The sequence below is a fragment of the Bacillus sp. WC2503 genome (assembly GCF_052682895.1).
Genome location: NZ_JBQYMD010000001.1, coordinates 4,882,501 through 4,900,000 on the forward strand (window position 1 = coordinate 4,882,501; position 17,500 = coordinate 4,900,000).

Annotated in this window: 15 protein-coding genes, 2 tRNA genes, 2 rRNA genes and 2 riboswitches (2 of these 21 running past the window's edge); of the genes, 16 read left to right on the plus strand and 3 right to left on the minus strand. The window is 37.0% G+C overall.

Going from position 1 to position 17,500, the window contains the following annotated elements:
• The 8 genes from ACUN26_RS25345 to tsaD all read left to right on the plus strand — a co-directional run.
• Positions 1–443, plus strand: a 23S ribosomal RNA gene (locus ACUN26_RS25345) (it extends 2,479 nt beyond the left edge of the window).
• A gap of 50 nt (positions 444–493) precedes the next feature.
• Positions 494–609, plus strand: a 5S ribosomal RNA gene (gene rrf / locus ACUN26_RS25350).
• A gap of 12 nt (positions 610–621) precedes the next feature.
• A tRNA-Met gene (locus tag ACUN26_RS25355) sits at positions 622–698 on the plus strand.
• Between the two features lie 2 nt (positions 699–700).
• Positions 701–776, plus strand: a tRNA-Asp gene (locus ACUN26_RS25360).
• A 174-nt stretch (positions 777–950) separates the two neighbouring features.
• Positions 951–1,424 carry a tRNA (adenosine(37)-N6)-threonylcarbamoyltransferase complex ATPase subunit type 1 TsaE gene (gene tsaE / locus ACUN26_RS25365; RefSeq protein ID WP_000049641.1) on the plus strand — a complete coding sequence of 158 codons (474 nt, stop codon included), beginning with the start codon at positions 951–953 and terminating at the stop codon, positions 1,422–1,424.
• Complete coding sequence (tsaB, locus tag ACUN26_RS25370; protein WP_000865744.1) at positions 1,405–2,097, plus strand: tRNA (adenosine(37)-N6)-threonylcarbamoyltransferase complex dimerization subunit type 1 TsaB; 693 nt, start codon at positions 1,405–1,407, stop codon at positions 2,095–2,097. Before tsaE ends, tsaB begins: the two co-directional genes overlap by 20 nt.
• Positions 2,098–2,110: 13 nt before the next feature.
• Positions 2,111–2,554 (plus strand): ribosomal protein S18-alanine N-acetyltransferase, encoded by a 444-nt coding sequence (rimI, locus tag ACUN26_RS25375; protein ID WP_000367202.1) that lies wholly within the window; start codon positions 2,111–2,113, stop codon positions 2,552–2,554.
• Entirely contained in the window at positions 2,554–3,570 is a 1,017-nt protein-coding gene (gene tsaD, locus ACUN26_RS25380; RefSeq protein WP_000414604.1) for a tRNA (adenosine(37)-N6)-threonylcarbamoyltransferase complex transferase subunit TsaD, read from the plus strand. The genes rimI and tsaD overlap by 1 nt, the downstream gene beginning before the upstream one ends.
• 473 nt (positions 3,571–4,043) lie before the next feature.
• Here tsaD and ACUN26_RS25385 read toward each other — a convergent pair whose 3' ends face one another.
• Positions 4,044–5,978 carry an ABC-F family ATP-binding cassette domain-containing protein gene (locus ACUN26_RS25385; protein WP_000602176.1) on the minus strand — a complete coding sequence of 645 codons (1,935 nt, stop codon included), beginning with the start codon at positions 5,976–5,978 and terminating at the stop codon, positions 4,044–4,046.
• 187 nt (positions 5,979–6,165) lie between these two features.
• Here ACUN26_RS25385 and ACUN26_RS25390 point away from each other — a divergent pair, with 187 nt between their 5' ends.
• Positions 6,166–6,795: a redox-sensing transcriptional repressor Rex gene (locus ACUN26_RS25390; RefSeq protein ID WP_000372701.1), complete on the plus strand. Its 630-nt coding sequence runs from the start codon at positions 6,166–6,168 to the stop codon at positions 6,793–6,795.
• 29 nt (positions 6,796–6,824) lie between these two features.
• Here ACUN26_RS25390 and ACUN26_RS25395 read toward each other — a convergent pair whose 3' ends face one another.
• Together ACUN26_RS25395 and ACUN26_RS25400 are read right to left on the minus strand one after the other, a co-directional pair.
• Positions 6,825–7,016, minus strand: coding sequence for a YdiK family protein (locus ACUN26_RS25395; protein WP_001246201.1), 192 nt, complete (start codon positions 7,014–7,016; stop codon positions 6,825–6,827).
• Complete coding sequence (locus tag ACUN26_RS25400; RefSeq protein WP_000745318.1) at positions 7,013–7,762, minus strand: CPBP family intramembrane glutamic endopeptidase; 750 nt, start codon at positions 7,760–7,762, stop codon at positions 7,013–7,015. Before ACUN26_RS25400 ends, ACUN26_RS25395 begins: the two co-directional genes overlap by 4 nt.
• A gap of 398 nt (positions 7,763–8,160) precedes the next feature.
• On the opposite strand from ACUN26_RS25400, the gene groES reads away from it, so the two are divergent.
• The 7 genes from groES to ampS form a co-directional block, all read left to right on the plus strand.
• Complete coding sequence (groES, locus tag ACUN26_RS25405; RefSeq protein WP_000917306.1) at positions 8,161–8,445, plus strand: co-chaperone GroES; 285 nt, start codon at positions 8,161–8,163, stop codon at positions 8,443–8,445.
• A 38-nt stretch (positions 8,446–8,483) separates the two neighbouring features.
• Entirely contained in the window at positions 8,484–10,118 is a 1,635-nt protein-coding gene (groL, locus tag ACUN26_RS25410) for a chaperonin GroEL (protein WP_001029987.1), read from the plus strand.
• A 329-nt stretch (positions 10,119–10,447) separates the two neighbouring features.
• Positions 10,448–11,896, plus strand: a complete 1,449-nt coding sequence (locus tag ACUN26_RS25415) for a glycosyltransferase family 39 protein (protein ID WP_001165918.1) — start codon at positions 10,448–10,450, stop codon at positions 11,894–11,896.
• A 131-nt stretch (positions 11,897–12,027) separates the two neighbouring features.
• A riboswitch (purine riboswitch) is annotated at positions 12,028–12,129 on the plus strand.
• Positions 12,130–12,293: 164 nt separating this feature from the next.
• Positions 12,294–13,832, plus strand: a complete 1,539-nt coding sequence (gene guaA, locus ACUN26_RS25420) for a glutamine-hydrolyzing GMP synthase (RefSeq protein WP_000743919.1) — start codon at positions 12,294–12,296, stop codon at positions 13,830–13,832.
• Positions 13,833–13,984: 152 nt separating this feature from the next.
• Positions 13,985–14,086, plus strand: a riboswitch (purine riboswitch).
• A gap of 128 nt (positions 14,087–14,214) precedes the next feature.
• On the plus strand, positions 14,215–15,540 hold the full coding sequence (locus ACUN26_RS25425) for an NCS2 family permease (RefSeq protein ID WP_000833089.1): 1,326 nt from the start codon (positions 14,215–14,217) through the stop codon (positions 15,538–15,540).
• A gap of 142 nt (positions 15,541–15,682) precedes the next feature.
• The gene (locus ACUN26_RS25430) at positions 15,683–16,384 is read left to right on the plus strand and encodes a response regulator transcription factor (protein ID WP_000896762.1); all 702 of its coding nucleotides are present in this window, start codon (positions 15,683–15,685) and stop codon (positions 16,382–16,384) included.
• A protein-coding gene (gene ampS, locus ACUN26_RS25435) for an aminopeptidase AmpS (RefSeq protein WP_000719253.1) crosses the window boundary here: on the plus strand, positions 16,368–17,500 show its 5' portion. Its footprint extends 373 nt past the window's final position; the window shows 1,133 of its 1,506 coding nt (coding positions 1–1,133); it begins with the start codon at positions 16,368–16,370; its stop codon lies off the right edge, out of view. The genes ACUN26_RS25430 and ampS overlap by 17 nt, the downstream gene beginning before the upstream one ends.

Here is a 17,500-nt window from a genome sequence, read left to right on the forward strand (position 1 = left end):
TTATCTCCCCCAAGAGTCCACATCGACGGGGAGGTTTGGCACCTCGATGTCGGCTCATCGCATCCTGGGGCTGTAGTCGGTCCCAAGGGTTGGGCTGTTCGCCCATTAAAGCGGTACGCGAGCTGGGTTCAGAACGTCGTGAGACAGTTCGGTCCCTATCCGTCGTGGGCGTAGGAAATTTGAGAGGAGCTGTCCTTAGTACGAGAGGACCGGGATGGACGCACCGCTGGTGTACCAGTTGTTCTGCCAAGGGCATAGCTGGGTAGCTATGTGCGGAAGGGATAAGTGCTGAAAGCATCTAAGCATGAAGCCCCCCTCAAGATGAGATTTCCCATAGCGTAAGCTAGTAAGATCCCTGAAAGATGATCAGGTTGATAGGTTCGAGGTGGAAGCATGGTGACATGTGGAGCTGACGAATACTAATAGATCGAGGACTTAACCATATAATATGTAGCAAATGTTATCTAGTTTTGAAGGAATATGCCTTCAATAGTTTGGTGATGATGGCAGAGAGGTCACACCCGTTCCCATACCGAACACGGAAGTTAAGCTCTCTAGCGCCGATGGTAGTTGGGACCTTGTCCCTGTGAGAGTAGGACGTCGCCAAGCTATTTATATCATCGCGGGGTGGAGCAGCACGGTAGCTCGTCGGGCTCATAACCCGAAGGTCGCAGGTTCAAATCCTGTCCCCGCAACCAATGGTCCCGTGGTGTAGTGGTTAACATGCCTGCCTGTCACGCAGGAGATCGCCGGTTCGACCCCGGTCGGGACCGCCATTTTATATAAAGAAAAGAACGAAACAAGTTGTTTCGTATTTTTTTATTTGTTTTAACAAAAAACTAATAAAGACAGTCAAACTATCCTTAGGACAACTCCTAAGGACTTTTTTATATATTCAAAACCTGTATAATAAAGAGCAGAGAACATTGTGAGTAAAGTAGGTGAAGTCTGTGAGTAAATATGAAGTAACAACAAAATCTTCTGAGGAAACACAAAGATTATCAGAAAAACTAGGTGAACTTGCCCGGGCACAAGATGTAATTATTTTAGAAGGAGATCTTGGAGCTGGTAAAACGACTTTTACAAAAGGGCTAGCAAAAGGTCTTGGCGTGAAAAGAGTTGTAAATAGTCCTACCTTTAACATTATTAAAGAATATAAAGGAAGATTGCCGTTATATCATATGGACGTGTATCGTTTAGCGGAAAGTGAAGAAGACTTAGGTTTTGATGAGTACTTCTATGGTGAAGGAATTACGGTAGTAGAATGGGCTCATTTGATAGAAGCATATTTACCGAATGAAAAGTTACAAATTAGTTTATTCCATGCTGGAGATGACACAAGGAAAATTGTACTCGAGCCAGTTGGAGACCGTTATATTAGATTATGTGAGGAGCTATTACAAGATGAAAGTACTAGCAATTGATACTTCAAATTACGTAATGGGTGTATCCCTTATTGAGGAAGAAAACGTAATTGGGGAAATCATTACAAATTTAACAAAAAACCATTCTGTACGCCTTATGCCAGCTGTAGAGCAACTATTAAAAGAATGTGGTGTAAAACCAAAAGAATTAACTAAAATCGTTGTGGCTGCTGGACCTGGATCATATACAGGAGTTCGCATAGGTGTGACAGCGGCAAAAACATTAGCTTGGTCACTTCAAATACCAATCGTAGGTGTATCAAGTTTAGAAGTAGTAGCTGCAAACGGTGCTAACTTTAGTGGGTTAATTTGTCCTTTATTTGATGGAAGACGTGGACAAATTTATACTGGATTATATACATATGAAGGAGAGCAGTTAACTTCAATAGAAGAAGATCGAATTATTCTTATTGTAGACTGGTTGCAAATGTTAAAAGATAAAGGACAGCCTGTTTTATTTATCGGTAACGATGTTAAATTGCATAAAGAAACAATTATAGAACATTTAGGCAATCAAGCTGTATTTGCTCCTTTCACTAAAAATAACCCAAGACCAAGTGAGTTAGCTTTCTTAGGGTTACAAAAAGAGGAACAAGATGTACATTCATTTGTTCCTAGTTACCTTCGTTTAGCTGAAGCTGAAACAAAGTGGTTAGAAAGTCAAAACAAGTAGGAGCTTGCAGAAGATGGATATGATATTTAGAAAGATGGAACTCGATGATATCGCTCAAATTGTAGCTATTGAAGAAGCATCTTTTTCAACTCCTTGGACTGCAGATGCCTTTCAACGTGAATTAACGATGAATGAACATGCACATTATGTTGTGCTAGAAAAAGATGGCCTTGTAATCGGGTATTGTGGATTGTGGATAATTATTGATGAATCACATATCACAAATATAGCTATTTTGCCAGAATACCGAGGTCAAAAGTTAGGAGATGCCCTATTGAAAGAAGTTATTTCCGTAGCGAAAGAACTAGGGGTAAAAACAATGACGCTTGAAGTACGCGTATCAAATGAAGTAGCAAAGCAGTTATACAAAAAATACGGATTTCAAAATGGTGGAATTCGTAAACGATACTATGCAGACAATCAGGAAGATGGTCTTGTAATGTGGGTGAATATATAATGGAAAAAAATACGATTATACTTGGTATTGAAACAAGCTGCGATGAAACAGCAGTAGCAGTTGTTAAAAATGGAACGGAAATCATTGCGAACGTCGTTGCATCACAAATTGAAAGTCATAAGCGTTTTGGCGGGGTTGTACCAGAGATTGCATCCCGTCACCATGTAGAAGAAATTACAGTTGTGTTAGAAGAAGCTTTAAAAGAAGCGAATATAACTTTCGAGGATATTGATGCAATTGCTGTAACAGAGGGACCCGGTTTAGTAGGAGCACTTTTAATAGGAGTAAATGCAGCGAAGGCGGTAGCCTTTGCACATGATATTCCTCTAGTTGGTGTTCATCATATTGCTGGCCATATTTATGCGAATCGTTTAGTAAAAGAAGTTCAATTCCCACTACTATCACTTGTTGTATCGGGTGGACATACAGAACTTGTTTATATGAAAGAACATGGTTCATTTGAAGTGATTGGTGAAACGCGAGATGATGCAGCAGGAGAAGCATATGATAAAGTAGCTCGTACGCTATCTATGCCGTATCCAGGTGGTCCTCATATTGATCGCCTTGCGCATGAAGGGAAGCCAACAATTGATTTGCCTCGTGCATGGCTAGAACCCGATTCGTATGATTTCAGCTTTAGTGGATTGAAATCAGCAGTTATCAACACTGTGCATAACGCAAAACAACGTGGTATAGAAATTGCACCGGAAGATTTAGCAGCAAGCTTTCAAGAGAGTGTAATTGATGTACTTGTAACGAAAGCATCTCGTGCAGCAGAAGCGTATAATGTAAAGCAATTGCTTCTTGCTGGTGGAGTAGCTGCTAATAAAGGGCTTCGTGCACGTCTAGAAGAAGAGTTTGCACGAAAAGAAGATATAGAGCTAATTATCCCGCCGTTATCTTTATGCACAGACAATGCAGCAATGATTGCAGCTGCAGGTACAATTGCATACGAACAAGGAAAACGTGCGACATTAGCTTTAAATGCAAACCCAGGCTTAGATATTGAAGCATAGTTATACACAAAATTAACCACAGCTTGTGGATAAAACCCATATTATCTGTTGATAATGTGGGTTTTATTGTGTATATAAACTGTTAATAACTTTTTTGTTAAATGTGGATAATGTGGAAAAGTTATTTTGATGTTTATTTTATAAAGGTGGATATGTGTATAACCTTGTGGATAAAACGGATGAAGTCTGACCTTTAAATGAATTCTTTTTCGGGAAATAAAAACGAGAAGATATCCTAAAAAACTTTTGAAAAATCCTCCTCTTATCATATTGGTTGCTGCAATTGTCAATCTTTGTCGGGAAAACGATGTTTCTTGTCGAATTGTTTATATATTTTAAGTTAAGGTATGTGCATTCAAAAAATCGTCGATATAATTTCATGTACTACGAAACTGATTCTAAAGGGAAATAAAAAGGATGTCATCTAGTCAAAAATCCTCGACTGATGAGACATCCTTTTTGTTTAAATTAGCTTATATATGCAGTTCTTCCCATTCTGCCATACAGGCTTCAAGTTGTTCTTGTAATGTTTGTTTTTTCGTTGTAATCTCACTAGCCTTTTCATAATCTGCATATATTTCTGGTAAGCAAAGCTGATCCTCTAACGTAGCAATTTCTTCTTCTAAGCTTACGATGTTTTGTTCTAGTTCTTCGATTTTTCGAGTGCGTTGACGTTCTAATTGTTTACGCTCTTTTTCTTCGAGATAATTTAATTTTTCTTGAGCTACGGTTTTTTGAACAGGTGCCTGATTTTCTTGCTGTTCTTGTTGTTCAAATGCTACGCGTTCAATCATTTCATTTTTCTTCTCCACATAGTAATCGTAATCACCTAAATACTCTTGCGCACCTTCTGTTGATAATTCGACAACTGTAGTCGTTACGCGATTAATGAAGTAGCGGTCATGTGAAACGAATAGAAGAGTTCCTGGATAATCAATTAAAGCATTCTCCAAAATTTCTTTACTATTTAAATCAAGATGGTTCGTTGGCTCATCGAGAATTAATAAATTGGATTTTTGCATCATAAGTTTTGCGAGAGCTAATCGGGCCTTTTGTCCACCACTAAGAGAAGATACTGGTTTTAGTACATCATCCCCTGTGAATAAAAAATTACCTAATATAGTGCGAATTTCTTTTTCGGGTTGAAGCGGATATTCATCCCATAGTTCATTTAAAACGCGCTTAGAAGATGTTAAGTTAGCTTGCTCTTGATCATAATAACCAACAGATACATTTGATCCGAAAGCAACATCTCCATGTAATAGCTGTAACTTATTCACAATGGATTTTAATAATGTGGATTTTCCAATTCCATTCGGTCCAACTAAGGCAACACTATCTCCCCGAGTTAAGCGCATATTTACATGTTCAATAATAGGATCCTCATCATAACCGATGGTTGCATCTTTTACTTGTAAAACATCATTTCCACTTTGTTTTTCAATATCGAAGTGGAATGAGGCTGATTTAGAGTCACCTAATGGTCTGGTTAATAATTCCATTCTATCTAATTGTTTACGACGGCTTTGTGCACGTTTTGTCGTAGATGCACGTGCTATATTTTTTTGAACGAAGTCCTCAAGTTTAGCGATTTCATCTTGTTGCTTTTCGTAACGCTTCATTTCTTGTTCGTATAGGGCTGATTTTAAGTCTAAATATTTACTGTAGTTACCAACAAATCGTCTGCTTTCTTTATTCGAAATTTCATATACTTGTGTAACAAGCTTATCTAAGAAATAACGGTCATGAGAAACGATTAAAATTGCGCCAGGATAACCTTGTAAGTATTGCTCAAGCCACGTTAATGTTTCGATGTCTAAATGGTTTGTAGGCTCGTCTAAAATAAGTAAGTCTGGTTTCGTTAATAATAATTTCCCAAGAGCTAATCTCGTTTTTTGTCCGCCACTTAACGTAGAAATTGTCGTCTGATGCGTTTCAACAGGGAAACCAAGACCGCTTAAAATGGAGCGAATATCTGCTTCGTACTGATAGCCGCCTTGATCTTTATAATCTAATTGCAATTGGTCATAATCAGCTAATAATTTTTCATATGTAGCGGCATTTGAAAAGTTTTCTTCTTTTCCCATTTCTTGCTCTAGCCTTCGAAGTTTTGTCTCCATTTGCTGTAGGTGTGTAAAGACGGTTAGCATTTCATCCCAAATTGTTAATGATGTTTCTAATCCAGTATTTTGAGCTAAGTACCCAATTGAGACATCTTTCGGTTTTATAATTTCGCCGCCATCATGAGATAATTCACCGGCGATAATTTTTAATAATGTAGATTTTCCGGCTCCATTTCGTCCAACTAAAGCGATACGATCTTTCGTTTGCACTTCCAATTTTATGTTTGCAAGAATCGTTTCGGCACCGTATAATTTTGAAAGCCCGTTTACTTGTAATAAAATCAATGTTTTCACCTCAAATAATTTCTTAACTTTGCCATGTTTATATTTCTCAATCATACTAAAAATAGTGTATAGTTTAAAATAAAGAGAGAATACTTCTTCTCTTTATTATACAAGGAAATTCATAAGTACTAAACTTCTGTATTCGATTCAAGTATATGAATAAAGATAGGAAGAGAGGAGAGGTTATATGGATCAGCAGAAAATTCCGCAAGCCACTGCTAAACGATTGCCTCTATACTATCGATTTATCCAAAACTTATCTCTTTCTGGTAAGCAACGTGTTTCATCAGCCGAATTGAGTGAAGCGGTAAAGGTTGATTCCGCAACTATTCGAAGAGATTTCTCATACTTTGGAGCATTAGGGAAAAAGGGATATGGATATAACGTAAATTATTTATTATCATTTTTCCGTGAAACACTCGATCAAGATGATATAACACGTGTAGCGCTTATTGGAGTAGGTAATTTAGGGACCGCTTTCTTACATTATAATTTCACGAAAAACAATAATACAAAAATTGAAATGGCATTTGATGTTAGTGAAGAGAAAGTTGGAACAGAAATCGGGGGTATTCCTGTATATCATTTAGATGAATTAGAAGAAAGGTTATCAAATGATATACAAGTGGCAATATTAACAGTACCCGCTACAGTAGCGCAATCTGTAGCCGATAGATTGGCAGAAACAAACGTGCACGGTATTTTAAACTTCACACCAGCACGCTTAAATGTGTCAGAGAATATAAGAATTCATCATATTGATTTAGCTGTAGAGCTACAAACGCTTGTTTACTTTTTAAAGAATTATCCACAATAAAACGCAGAGGAGGTGACCTCTGCGTTTTATTATTGTTTTTTCTTTGTGAATTTCACTAATATAAGGCGAAGTGCCAAATTAAAATCAATTGTTGCCATAACTGCAAATAGTATTGTCCACATATTCCAGATTGTATCTGTCACGTTCGTAATGGCGAAACGTGTAAAGATACATCCGAGAAGGAAATACAATGCAGCCATGAACAATGGTGAGTTTCTCATACAAAAAATCCTCCGATAAAGCCTTGCATTTTTTCAGCTTCTTTAATCATTTCTTGAATTTGTTCATTGCTCATGAAAATCTGTCCAATGGCAACTAATGTATTCATTGCTACATGGGCTGCTATAGGAACGATAATGCGTTTCGTTTTTACATATAAGAAGGCGAATACGAGCCCCATAGAAGTGTATACCAATAGGTGAGTAAAATCAAAATGAATCGCTGCGAATACGAGTGAACTAATAATAGCAGCAACGAAGAAATTAAATCTCTTATAAAGTGTACCAAATAAAATTTTTCTAAATACGATTTCTTCTAAAATAGGTCCGATTATAGATATAACAATAAGGAACCAAGGTGTCGTTCTTGCGATGTCCATAAGTCGGTCTGTATTCTCAGATCCAGGTGTAATCCCTAATAGATACATTTCAATCATACCTGCAATACTTTGTGAGATGATTGCTAAGAAGAACCCGATAAAAATCCACCCGATTGTAGCTGGAACAGAAGAGCGCATTGCATCTAAATGCCTGTCACGAATATCTGTTCTAAGTAACCAAATTACAACGCATAGTGCAATGAAAAAGCTAATAATAGACCAATGTCCGGTTATTAGTTGAAACTTTTCCTCGTTGGTAAATCCTCTATTATCGTATAGTCCGGTTTTCAGAAGAAGTGGTAATCCGGCAATACCCGACAATTGCATTAAAATGTATGTAACGATAATCCACCAATATTGTTTCTTCAAATGGTTTAACCATCCTTTCTAACTCTAGTGTATGAGATAAGGCAGGATAACATGTAATATGCTACCTACGATATAAACTTTCATTCGAATTATGTTTTTTTTGTAAATCTGCATTGGAAATTAAAATAGAAGACAGGAAAAAGTTGTGTGTGTAGCGAAAACAACTTAGGGTGTCTTTCATATTGTAACATACGAGTAGTGGAAACAACGATTCATATAGTAAAGGTAGTAGAAGAAGGATTTTATATAGAAGAGTATATATAGTAATTTGCGAAAAAATTATGATTTTTTTACTTGCAAAAGAAATTGAGATTATTTATTATTATAAGTGTGTTAGCACTCGGGTGACTCGAGTGCTAATAAAAAATTTACATAACACAATGAGGAGGTTATTGTTCATGCTAAAGCCATTAGGTGATCGCGTTGTAATTGAGCTTGTTCAAGCAGAAGAAAAAACAGCAAGTGGTATTGTATTACCAGACACTGCAAAAGAAAAACCACAAGAGGGTAAAGTTATTGCAGTAGGTACTGGTCGAGTGCTTGAAAATGGTGAGCGTGTTGCTTTAGAGGTAGCAGCAGGTGATCTTATCATCTTCTCAAAATATGCAGGTACTGAAGTAAAATACGAAGGTACAGACTACTTGATTTTACGTGAAAGTGACATTTTAGCAGTTATCGGTTAATTATATAAATCTTAAAAATTCCAAGGGGGTCAATTATTATGGCAAAAGATATTAAATTTAGTGAAGAAGCACGTCGTTCGATGCTTCGCGGTGTCGACACTCTTGCAAACGCAGTAAAAGTAACGCTTGGACCAAAAGGTCGTAACGTTGTACTTGAGAAAAAATTCGGTTCACCACTTATTACAAATGATGGTGTAACAATCGCAAAAGAAATCGAATTAGAAGATGCATTCGAAAACATGGGTGCAAAATTAGTAGCAGAAGTTGCTAGCAAAACAAACGATGTAGCTGGTGACGGAACGACAACTGCAACTGTATTAGCGCAAGCTATGATTCGTGAAGGTCTTAAAAACGTAACAGCTGGTGCAAACCCAATGGGTCTTCGTAAAGGTATCGAAAAAGCTGTTACTGCTGCAATTGAAGAATTAAAAGCGATTTCTAAACCAATTGAAGGTAAATCTTCTATCGCACAAGTAGCTGCTATTTCTGCGGCTGACGAAGAAGTAGGTCAATTAATCGCTGAAGCAATGGAGCGCGTTGGTAACGACGGCGTTATTACTTTAGAAGAATCTAAAGGATTCACAACGGAATTAGACGTAGTAGAAGGTATGCAATTTGATCGTGGATATGCATCTCCTTACATGATTACTGATTCTGACAAAATGGAAGCTGTTCTTGATAACCCATATATCTTAATTACTGACAAAAAGATTTCTAACATCCAAGAAATCTTACCAGTATTAGAGCAAGTGGTACAACAAGGTAAACCACTTCTTATCATTGCTGAAGATGTAGAAGGCGAAGCTTTAGCTACATTAGTAGTGAACAAACTTCGTGGTACATTCAATGTAGTGGCTGTTAAAGCTCCTGGATTTGGTGACCGTCGTAAAGCAATGCTAGAAGATATCGCAATCTTAACTGGTGGCGAAGTAATCACTGAAGAATTAGGACGTGACTTAAAATCTGCTACAGTTGAATCTTTAGGACGCGCTGGTAAAATCGTTGTAACGAAAGAAAACACAACTGTAGTTGAAGGTATTGGAAACACACAACAAATCGAAGCTCGCATCGGTCAAATCCGTGCGCAATTAGAAGAAACAACTTCTGAATTCGATCGTGAAAAATTACAAGAGCGTCTTGCTAAATTAGCTGGTGGCGTAGCAGTAATTAAAGTAGGTGCAGCAACTGAAACTGAGTTAAAAGAGCGCAAACTTCGCATTGAAGATGCACTTAACTCAACTCGTGCAGCAGTAGAAGAAGGTATCGTTGCAGGTGGTGGTACTTCACTTATGAACGTATACACGAAAGTAGCTTCTATCGTAGCTGAAGGCGACGAAGCAACAGGTATCAACATCGTACTTCGTGCACTAGAAGAGCCAGTTCGTCAAATCGCAATCAACGCTGGTCTAGAAGGATCTGTAGTTGTAGAGCGTCTAAAAGGCGAAAAAGTAGGCGTTGGTTTCAACGCAGCTACTGGCGAATGGGTTAACATGCTTGAGTCTGGTATCGTAGATCCAGCTAAAGTAACTCGTTCTGCACTTCAAAACGCAGCATCTGTTGCAGCTATGTTCTTAACAACTGAAGCTGTAGTTGCTGATAAGCCAGAACCAAATGCACCAGCAATGCCTGACATGGGCGGCATGGGCATGGGCGGTATGGGCGGAATGATGTAATAAGCATCACTCTGTGAAGCTGTTCAATGTATAAATAGTTAATTAGAAGAAGGCTACTTCCTTGATAAAAGGAGGTAGTCTTTTTTGTTGTTAAGATGTATATAAAAGGTTTCTGGAAGGTCGCAAGTTTAGAGAGAGAATGGAGGGGAATATTCAAGCTTCTTTTATTACGATAATATTCAATATAATTCCAATTGAATATATAATTCTTTTAACATTTATGATACAGTCAAAAGGGATTTTTCTTATTTTTTAGTCGAGATAATAAGTCTCCTAGTTCTTATTGTCTATGAGAGAAGATGGCGGTAGCCTAGTTAGTGAGGTATATGATGCAGATTAAAGAAAATTTGGGTAGAAACATTTTTTCGAAAATATTAGTAGTATGTGGTTTGGCGATGTTTATCATTACACTTTATAGTTCATTTCAAATAGAGAAATCTACCTATTCTTCGGTCGCTGTGTTAATTCTGGAGATAGTAGCAACTATTTTGGTGCTCGGAATAATATCATTTTTAGCAAATCGTTTTTTAACAGTTAATCAATTTTTGCTCATTCTCATAGTTACAGCCTTTGCAATTAGGTTGTTATGGATCATTTTTGAAAAAACAGTACCTATCTCGGATTTTTCTGTAATGTATGAAAGTGCTCAACAAGCTGTAAAGGGTAATTTTGCATTTATTACAGATGAATACTATATGAGTTGGACATACCAATTGGGATTCACATATTATGAGGCTATATTAATAAAATTTTTTGGTAATCATCTGTTTATATTGAAGTTATTTAATATTTTTTGGAGCGTAGGTACTGCCGTGATTATTTATTTTATGGGTAAAACCATTTTTAATGAATACAGTGCGAGAACTGCGGCAATATTTTACGCGTTTTACATACCTAATATTATCTATAGCTCTGTATTAACAAATCAATATATTTCTACCTTTTTCTTTTTTTTAGGACTGTATGTTTTAATTACAAAAGGTTTTTCAACTAAATACGGTTGGGGTTTAACAGGGTTACTGTTAAGCATTGGAAATATTATGAGACCGTTAGGAAGTTTCTTTTTATTGGCGGTTTTTGTTTATGTATTAATTTATAAGATACTTCCGTTTAGAAAAAAAGAAACGTTTAACTACGTAAAAAAATTAGTGGGAATAGTGATTGTATATTTTCTAGTGATGCAAATTGTAAGTATTTTCTTAATGAACACGGGATTAGCGAAAAAACCATTGTCGAACCAAATGCCATATTGGAAATTTGTTGTGGGATTCAATTATGACTCGATTGGTGGATGGAATCAGCCAGATGTTGTTTACCTTAGTCAATTTAAACTTGGGAAGGAAAGAAATGATGCTTCCGTTGCTTTGATCAAGGACAGATTGAAGGACAAAGAGAAAGTTCGTCAATTACTTGTATTGAAAGTTGAAAAAATGTGGAGTAATCCTGATGATGCACCTGGTTGGGCTTTGGAGTGGGGGGAACTGAATAAACCACACTTACAACAAATGCTGACAAAATATGAAAGGCTTATGTATATTACATGTTGTATATTTGCGATTGGTACCATTTCATTATATAGAAGAAATGATTCAATATATCCTCTTTTATATATTTTGTTTGGTGGATATGTGGTTATTCATTTGTTTGTCGAAGTTCAAACTAGGTATCGTTTTGACATTTTGCCCGTTATGTTTTTATTTGTGGGATACGGGGTATTTGTAATAAAAAATGGTGTTACACGATTAATGGGTAGAAAACAACAGAAAAAAGTTGAATAATAGGATAAAACACAAAAAACATTTCTATATGGAAATGTTTTTTGTGTTTTAGTGGGAAAGAAATTAATTTCTGTAGAATTTTGTCGCTTTCTCTCTTGACCACATCGACACTTCATTGTTAGAATCTAGGAAGATAATATAAAACGATCCTTCATATATCCTCAATGATATGGTTTGAGAGTCTCTACCGGGTTACCGTAAACAACCTGACTATGAAGGCAGTGTGTCTTATATTTATAAAGAGCGGAGACTATCTTTCTTTATAAAGCCAGACCCCTGCCTTTTCTTTGTTATGAGACTAGAGGCGGAGGACTGGCTTTTTTTATTATATTGGTAATGCTTTTCGCCAAATTGGTGAAAATATTTATATACGAGAACTAACGTTGGGGTGATTATTTTGAAAAAGCAGCACGATACAATTATCGTTTTAGATTTTGGAAGTCAGTACAATCAGTTAATAGCACGTCGAATTCGTGAGTTCGGTGTATACAGTGAACTTCATCCACATACAATTACTGCGGAAGAAATTAAAGCAATGAATCCAAAAGGGATTATTTTCTCTGGTGGACCAAATAGTGTATACGGTGAAGGTGCATTACATTGTGATGAAAAAATCTTTGAACTAGGATTACCGATTTTCGGTATTTGTTACGGTATGCAGCTTATGACACAACACTTCGGTGGTAAAGTAGAACGTGCAAACCACCGTGAGTACGGAAAAGCTGTTCTTAAAGTAGAGAACGAATCAAAATTATATACGAACCTTCCAGAAGAGCAAGTTGTATGGATGAGTCATGGTGACTTAGTAACTGGTTTACCTGAAGGATTCGTAGTAGACGCAACAAGTGAGTCTTGCCCAATTGCTGGTATGAGCAATGAAGCGAAAAACTTATACGGTGTACAATTCCACCCAGAAGTACGTCATTCTGAGCACGGTAACGATTTAATTAAAAACTTCGTATTCGGCGTATGTGGTTGTTCTGAAGGATGGAACATGGAGAACTTTATCGAAGTAGAATTAGAGAAGATCCGTGAAACTGTTGGAGACAAAAAAGTACTATGCGCACTTAGTGGCGGTGTAGATTCTTCTGTTGTAGCAGTATTAATTCATAAAGCAATTGGCGACCAGTTAACATGTATTTTCGTTGACCACGGCTTACTTCGTAAAGGTGAAGCAGAAGGTGTTATGAAAACATTTAGCGAAGGCTTCCATATGAACGTTATTAAAGTGGATGCACAAGAACGCTTTATGAACAAGTTAAAAGGTGTAGAAGATCCAGAACAAAAACGTAAAATTATCGGTAACGAATTCATTTACGTATTTGATGATGAAGCTTCTAAATTACAAGGTATGGACTTCCTAGCACAAGGTACACTTTACACAGACATCGTTGAAAGTGGTACAGCAACTGCACAAACAATTAAATCTCACCATAACGTTGGTGGACTTCCGGAAGACATGCAGTTCAAATTAATTGAGCCTTTAAACACGTTATTTAAAGATGAAGTACGTGTATTAGGATCTGAATTAGGAATTCCTGATGAAATCGTATGGCGTCAACCATTCCCAGGTCCAGGACTTGGTATTCGTGTATTAGGTGAAATCACAGAAGAGAAATTAGAAATCGTTCGTGAATCTGATGCGATTTTACGTGAAGAAATTATTAAAGCGGGCTTAGACCGCGAAATTTGGCAATACTTCACTGCGCTTCCTGGTATGCGTAGCGTAGGTGTTATGGGTGACGAGCGTACTTACGATTACACAGTAGGTATCCGTGCAGTAACATCTATCGACGGTATGACAGCTGACTGGGCACGTATCCCTTGGGACGTATTAGAGAAAATCTCTGTACGTATCGTAAACGAAGTAAAACACGTTAACCGTATCGTGTATGATGTAACGAGTAAGCCACCAGCAACTATTGAGTGGGAATAGTATTATAAAAAAGATCCATCTTTTGCTTATGCATAGATGGATCTTTTTATTTTCAGTATTAATACGAACGAAAATATAAAATTTTATAAAATTGTTCGTTTTTAAATTGACAAAAATACTTTCAAGAGTTAATATGAGTATGTAATTCAAACGAAAAGTGAATATTATGCCGTCGTATAATATCGGGGATATGGCCCGAAAGTTTCTACCTAGCTACCGTAAATGGCTTGACTACGAGGCGTTTTTATAAAGATGAGGGGAAACTTGTCTTTGTTTATAGAACGCTTCCATGTATATGCAATGGAAGCCTTTTTTATTTTTATAGATAAAAGAGGGCTAGGGTGAAATGCGGCGAGTAATCATATAACGGGGGAAACGTAGGATGAAACGCTATTTTCAATTTGATGAGCTCGGTACGAATTATAAGACTGAGTTCATAGCAGGGTTAACGACATTTCTATCTATGGCTTACGTACTATTTGTCAATCCTGCTACGCTGTCACTTGGAAATGTTAAAGGGTTACCAGCAGGTACAGGAATGGATCCAGGTGCAGTATTCGTTGCGACAGCATTAGCGGCCGCGATCGGTTCGTTAATTATGGGTATTTTCGCAAAGTATCCAATTGCTTTAGCCCCAGGTATGGGAATTAACGCGTTCTTTGCTTATACAGCAGTTTTAACGATGGGTATTCCGTGGCAAACAGCAATTGCCGGAACGTTAATGTCAGGTATTATCTTTATTATTCTTACAGCTTCAGGTATTCGTGAAAAAATCATTAATGCAATTCCATCGGAGTTAAAGTTTGCAGTAGCAGCAGGTATCGGATTGTTCATTGCCTTTCTTGGATTCCAAAATGCCGGAATTATCGTGAAAAATGATGCTGTTCTTGTTGGGTTGGGGGACTTAACAAAGGGCACAACGTTACTAGCAATCTTTGGGGTTGTTACGACAATCATCTTCATGATTAAGAAAGTTAATGGTGCGGTATTCTACGGTATGATTCTTACGGCAATTTTAGGAGTAGCAACAGGATTAATTGACACTCCTAAAGCAGTAGTGGGGGCGATACCGAGTCTAGAACCAACGTTCGGTGCTGCGTTAACTCATTTCGGAGACATTTTCACTATTCAAATGGGGATTGTAATTATAACGTTCTTCTTTATCGATTTCTTTGATACAGCAGGTACGCTTGTAGCGGTTGCGAATCAAGCAGGATTAATGAAGAACAATAAATTACCACGTGCAGGAAAAGCATTATTCGCAGATGCAATTGCAACTGTAATTGGTGCGATCTTAGGTACATCAACAACAACGTCTTACATTGAATCGTCTGCAGGGGTAGCAGCGGGAGGACGTTCTGGATTTACAGCAGTTGTAACAGCAGGATTCTTCTTACTGGCACTATTCTTCTCGCCATTATTAAGTGTTGTAACACCAGCTGTAACGGCACCAGCTTTAATTATTGTAGGGATTTTAATGGTTTCTTCTTTAGGAGAAATCGACTGGAAGAAGTTCGAGATTGCAGTACCGGCATTCTTTACTATCATTTCAATGCCGCTTACGTATAGTATCGCAACGGGAATTGCGATTGGATTTATCTTCTATCCAATTACAATGGTTGTGAGTGGTCGTCGTAAAGAGGTTCATCCGATTATGTATGTTATGGGAGTTTTATTCGTACTGTATTTCATCTACGTTCGTAAATAAAGGGGTTTTTGAAAGGTCTAGACTTAAGGGGAGTCTAGGCCTTTTTTGCGTCTTCAGAAAATCTTAAGGATTTCCGAGCGTTTTTCTTCAGAAGTTTTCCTATAATAGAAGTTAGGGATAAAAAATGAATGGGGGAAATATTATGGCCGGGGAAACAATACTTGTCGTAGATGATGAAAAAGAAATTAGGAAACTTATTACAATATATTTAAAGAACGAAGGATATAAAGTACTGCAGGCCGGAGATGGAGAAGAAGGGCTACGTATGTTAGAAGAGAATGAAGTACATTTAGTTGTGTTGGATATTATGATGCCGAAAGTAGATGGTATTCATATGTGTATGAAAGTAAGAGAAGCGAAAGAAATGCCAATTATTATGCTTTCTGCGAAAACGCAAGATATGGATAAAATTTTAGGGTTAACAACTGGTGCAGATGATTACGTAACGAAACCGTTTAATCCGTTAGAGTTAATCGCGAGAATTAAATCCCAGTTACGTCGTTATATGAAAATGAATGGTTTCGTTATACAAAATGAGGACGAGTTAGAAATTGGAGAGATGAGAATAAACATTTCGACCCATAAAGTTATTGTAGATGGAGAAGAAGTGAAACTAACTCCGAGGGAATTTTCAATTTTAGAATTACTAGCCCGTAATCCAGGTATGGTCTTTAGCGCGGAGCAAATTTATGAAAAGGTGTGGAACGAACGATCTTTCCAGTCTGATAATACTGTAATGGTGCATATTCGAAAAGTACGTGAAAAGATTGAGGAGAATCCAAGGAAGCCTAGATATATAAAAACAGTATGGGGAGTGGGGTATAAGATTGAAAAAGATATTTAATCCGTTTACTTATGTAAGGAAAACAAGAGAACTAATTGAGAAATTAGTAAAGAGCGTACGGAAGAGTATAAGAATTCAATTGATTACTACTTTTGCTGCGTGTGCGTTATTAGGAGTTTTGTCAGCAAAGGCGGCTGCGCCATTTTTTGAGAATGCGAATCGTCAAGCGACTATCGATTATCGAGCTGGTATGGAACAAATTAATTACCAAGCTCAAAGAGCAGCGAATAGTTCGGTTCATGAAAATAAATTAGAAGCTATATCTAATATGATCGAAATGGAGAATCAAAATTTAGAGCGAGGAAATAGAGCTTTAAAAATATTGGTTACTGATGAAAGTGGTAAAGTTTTATATAAAACAAAGCAGGCGCAAGAAGAGCAAATCGATTTGCATAATACGATTCGTAATGCAGCATCATTTGCGATTAATTATACAGATGGTAGAAATGAATTTGAAAGTACAAGAAAAGAGTTTATAGCTTTTTCACCTATTACTATTGAAGGAAAGAATTTGTACATGTTTGTTAGCGGAATTCCAGAGGGAGAGGTAATGTATGACACGCAAGAAGGACCATTTCCGTTTTTAATTGGTGTCCTTGTATTCATTTTCTCTTTTTTCTATATAACAAAGAGAAAGATGAAGCAAATTGAAGCGATGGCACAAGGTGTAAAGGAAATAGAAAAAGGTAACTTAGCGTACCGTATTGAGAAGAAAGGTGAAGATGAGATTGCGTCTTTAACTGAGAATATTAATAATATGGCGGAAGAGCTTATGGATAATATAGAAAAGGAACGTAAATTAGAGAAGCAAAAGAATGAGCTTATTACGAATGTATCTCACGATTTACGTACACCACTTACTTCTATTATGGGTTACTTACGATTACTTCGAGATTCTAAATATGAAAATAAAGAACAACATGATGAGTATACGAGAATTGCTTTTGCAAAGTCGGAGCAGTTAAAAAATTTAATAGAAGATTTATTTGAGTATACGAAGTTAACGAATGAACAAGTTGTATTAGAAAAACAAGAAGTATGTATAAATGAGTTACTGGAACAATTAATAGAAGAATTAGTACCGCAAGCGGAAGAGCATGGACTTACGTTTGTTAA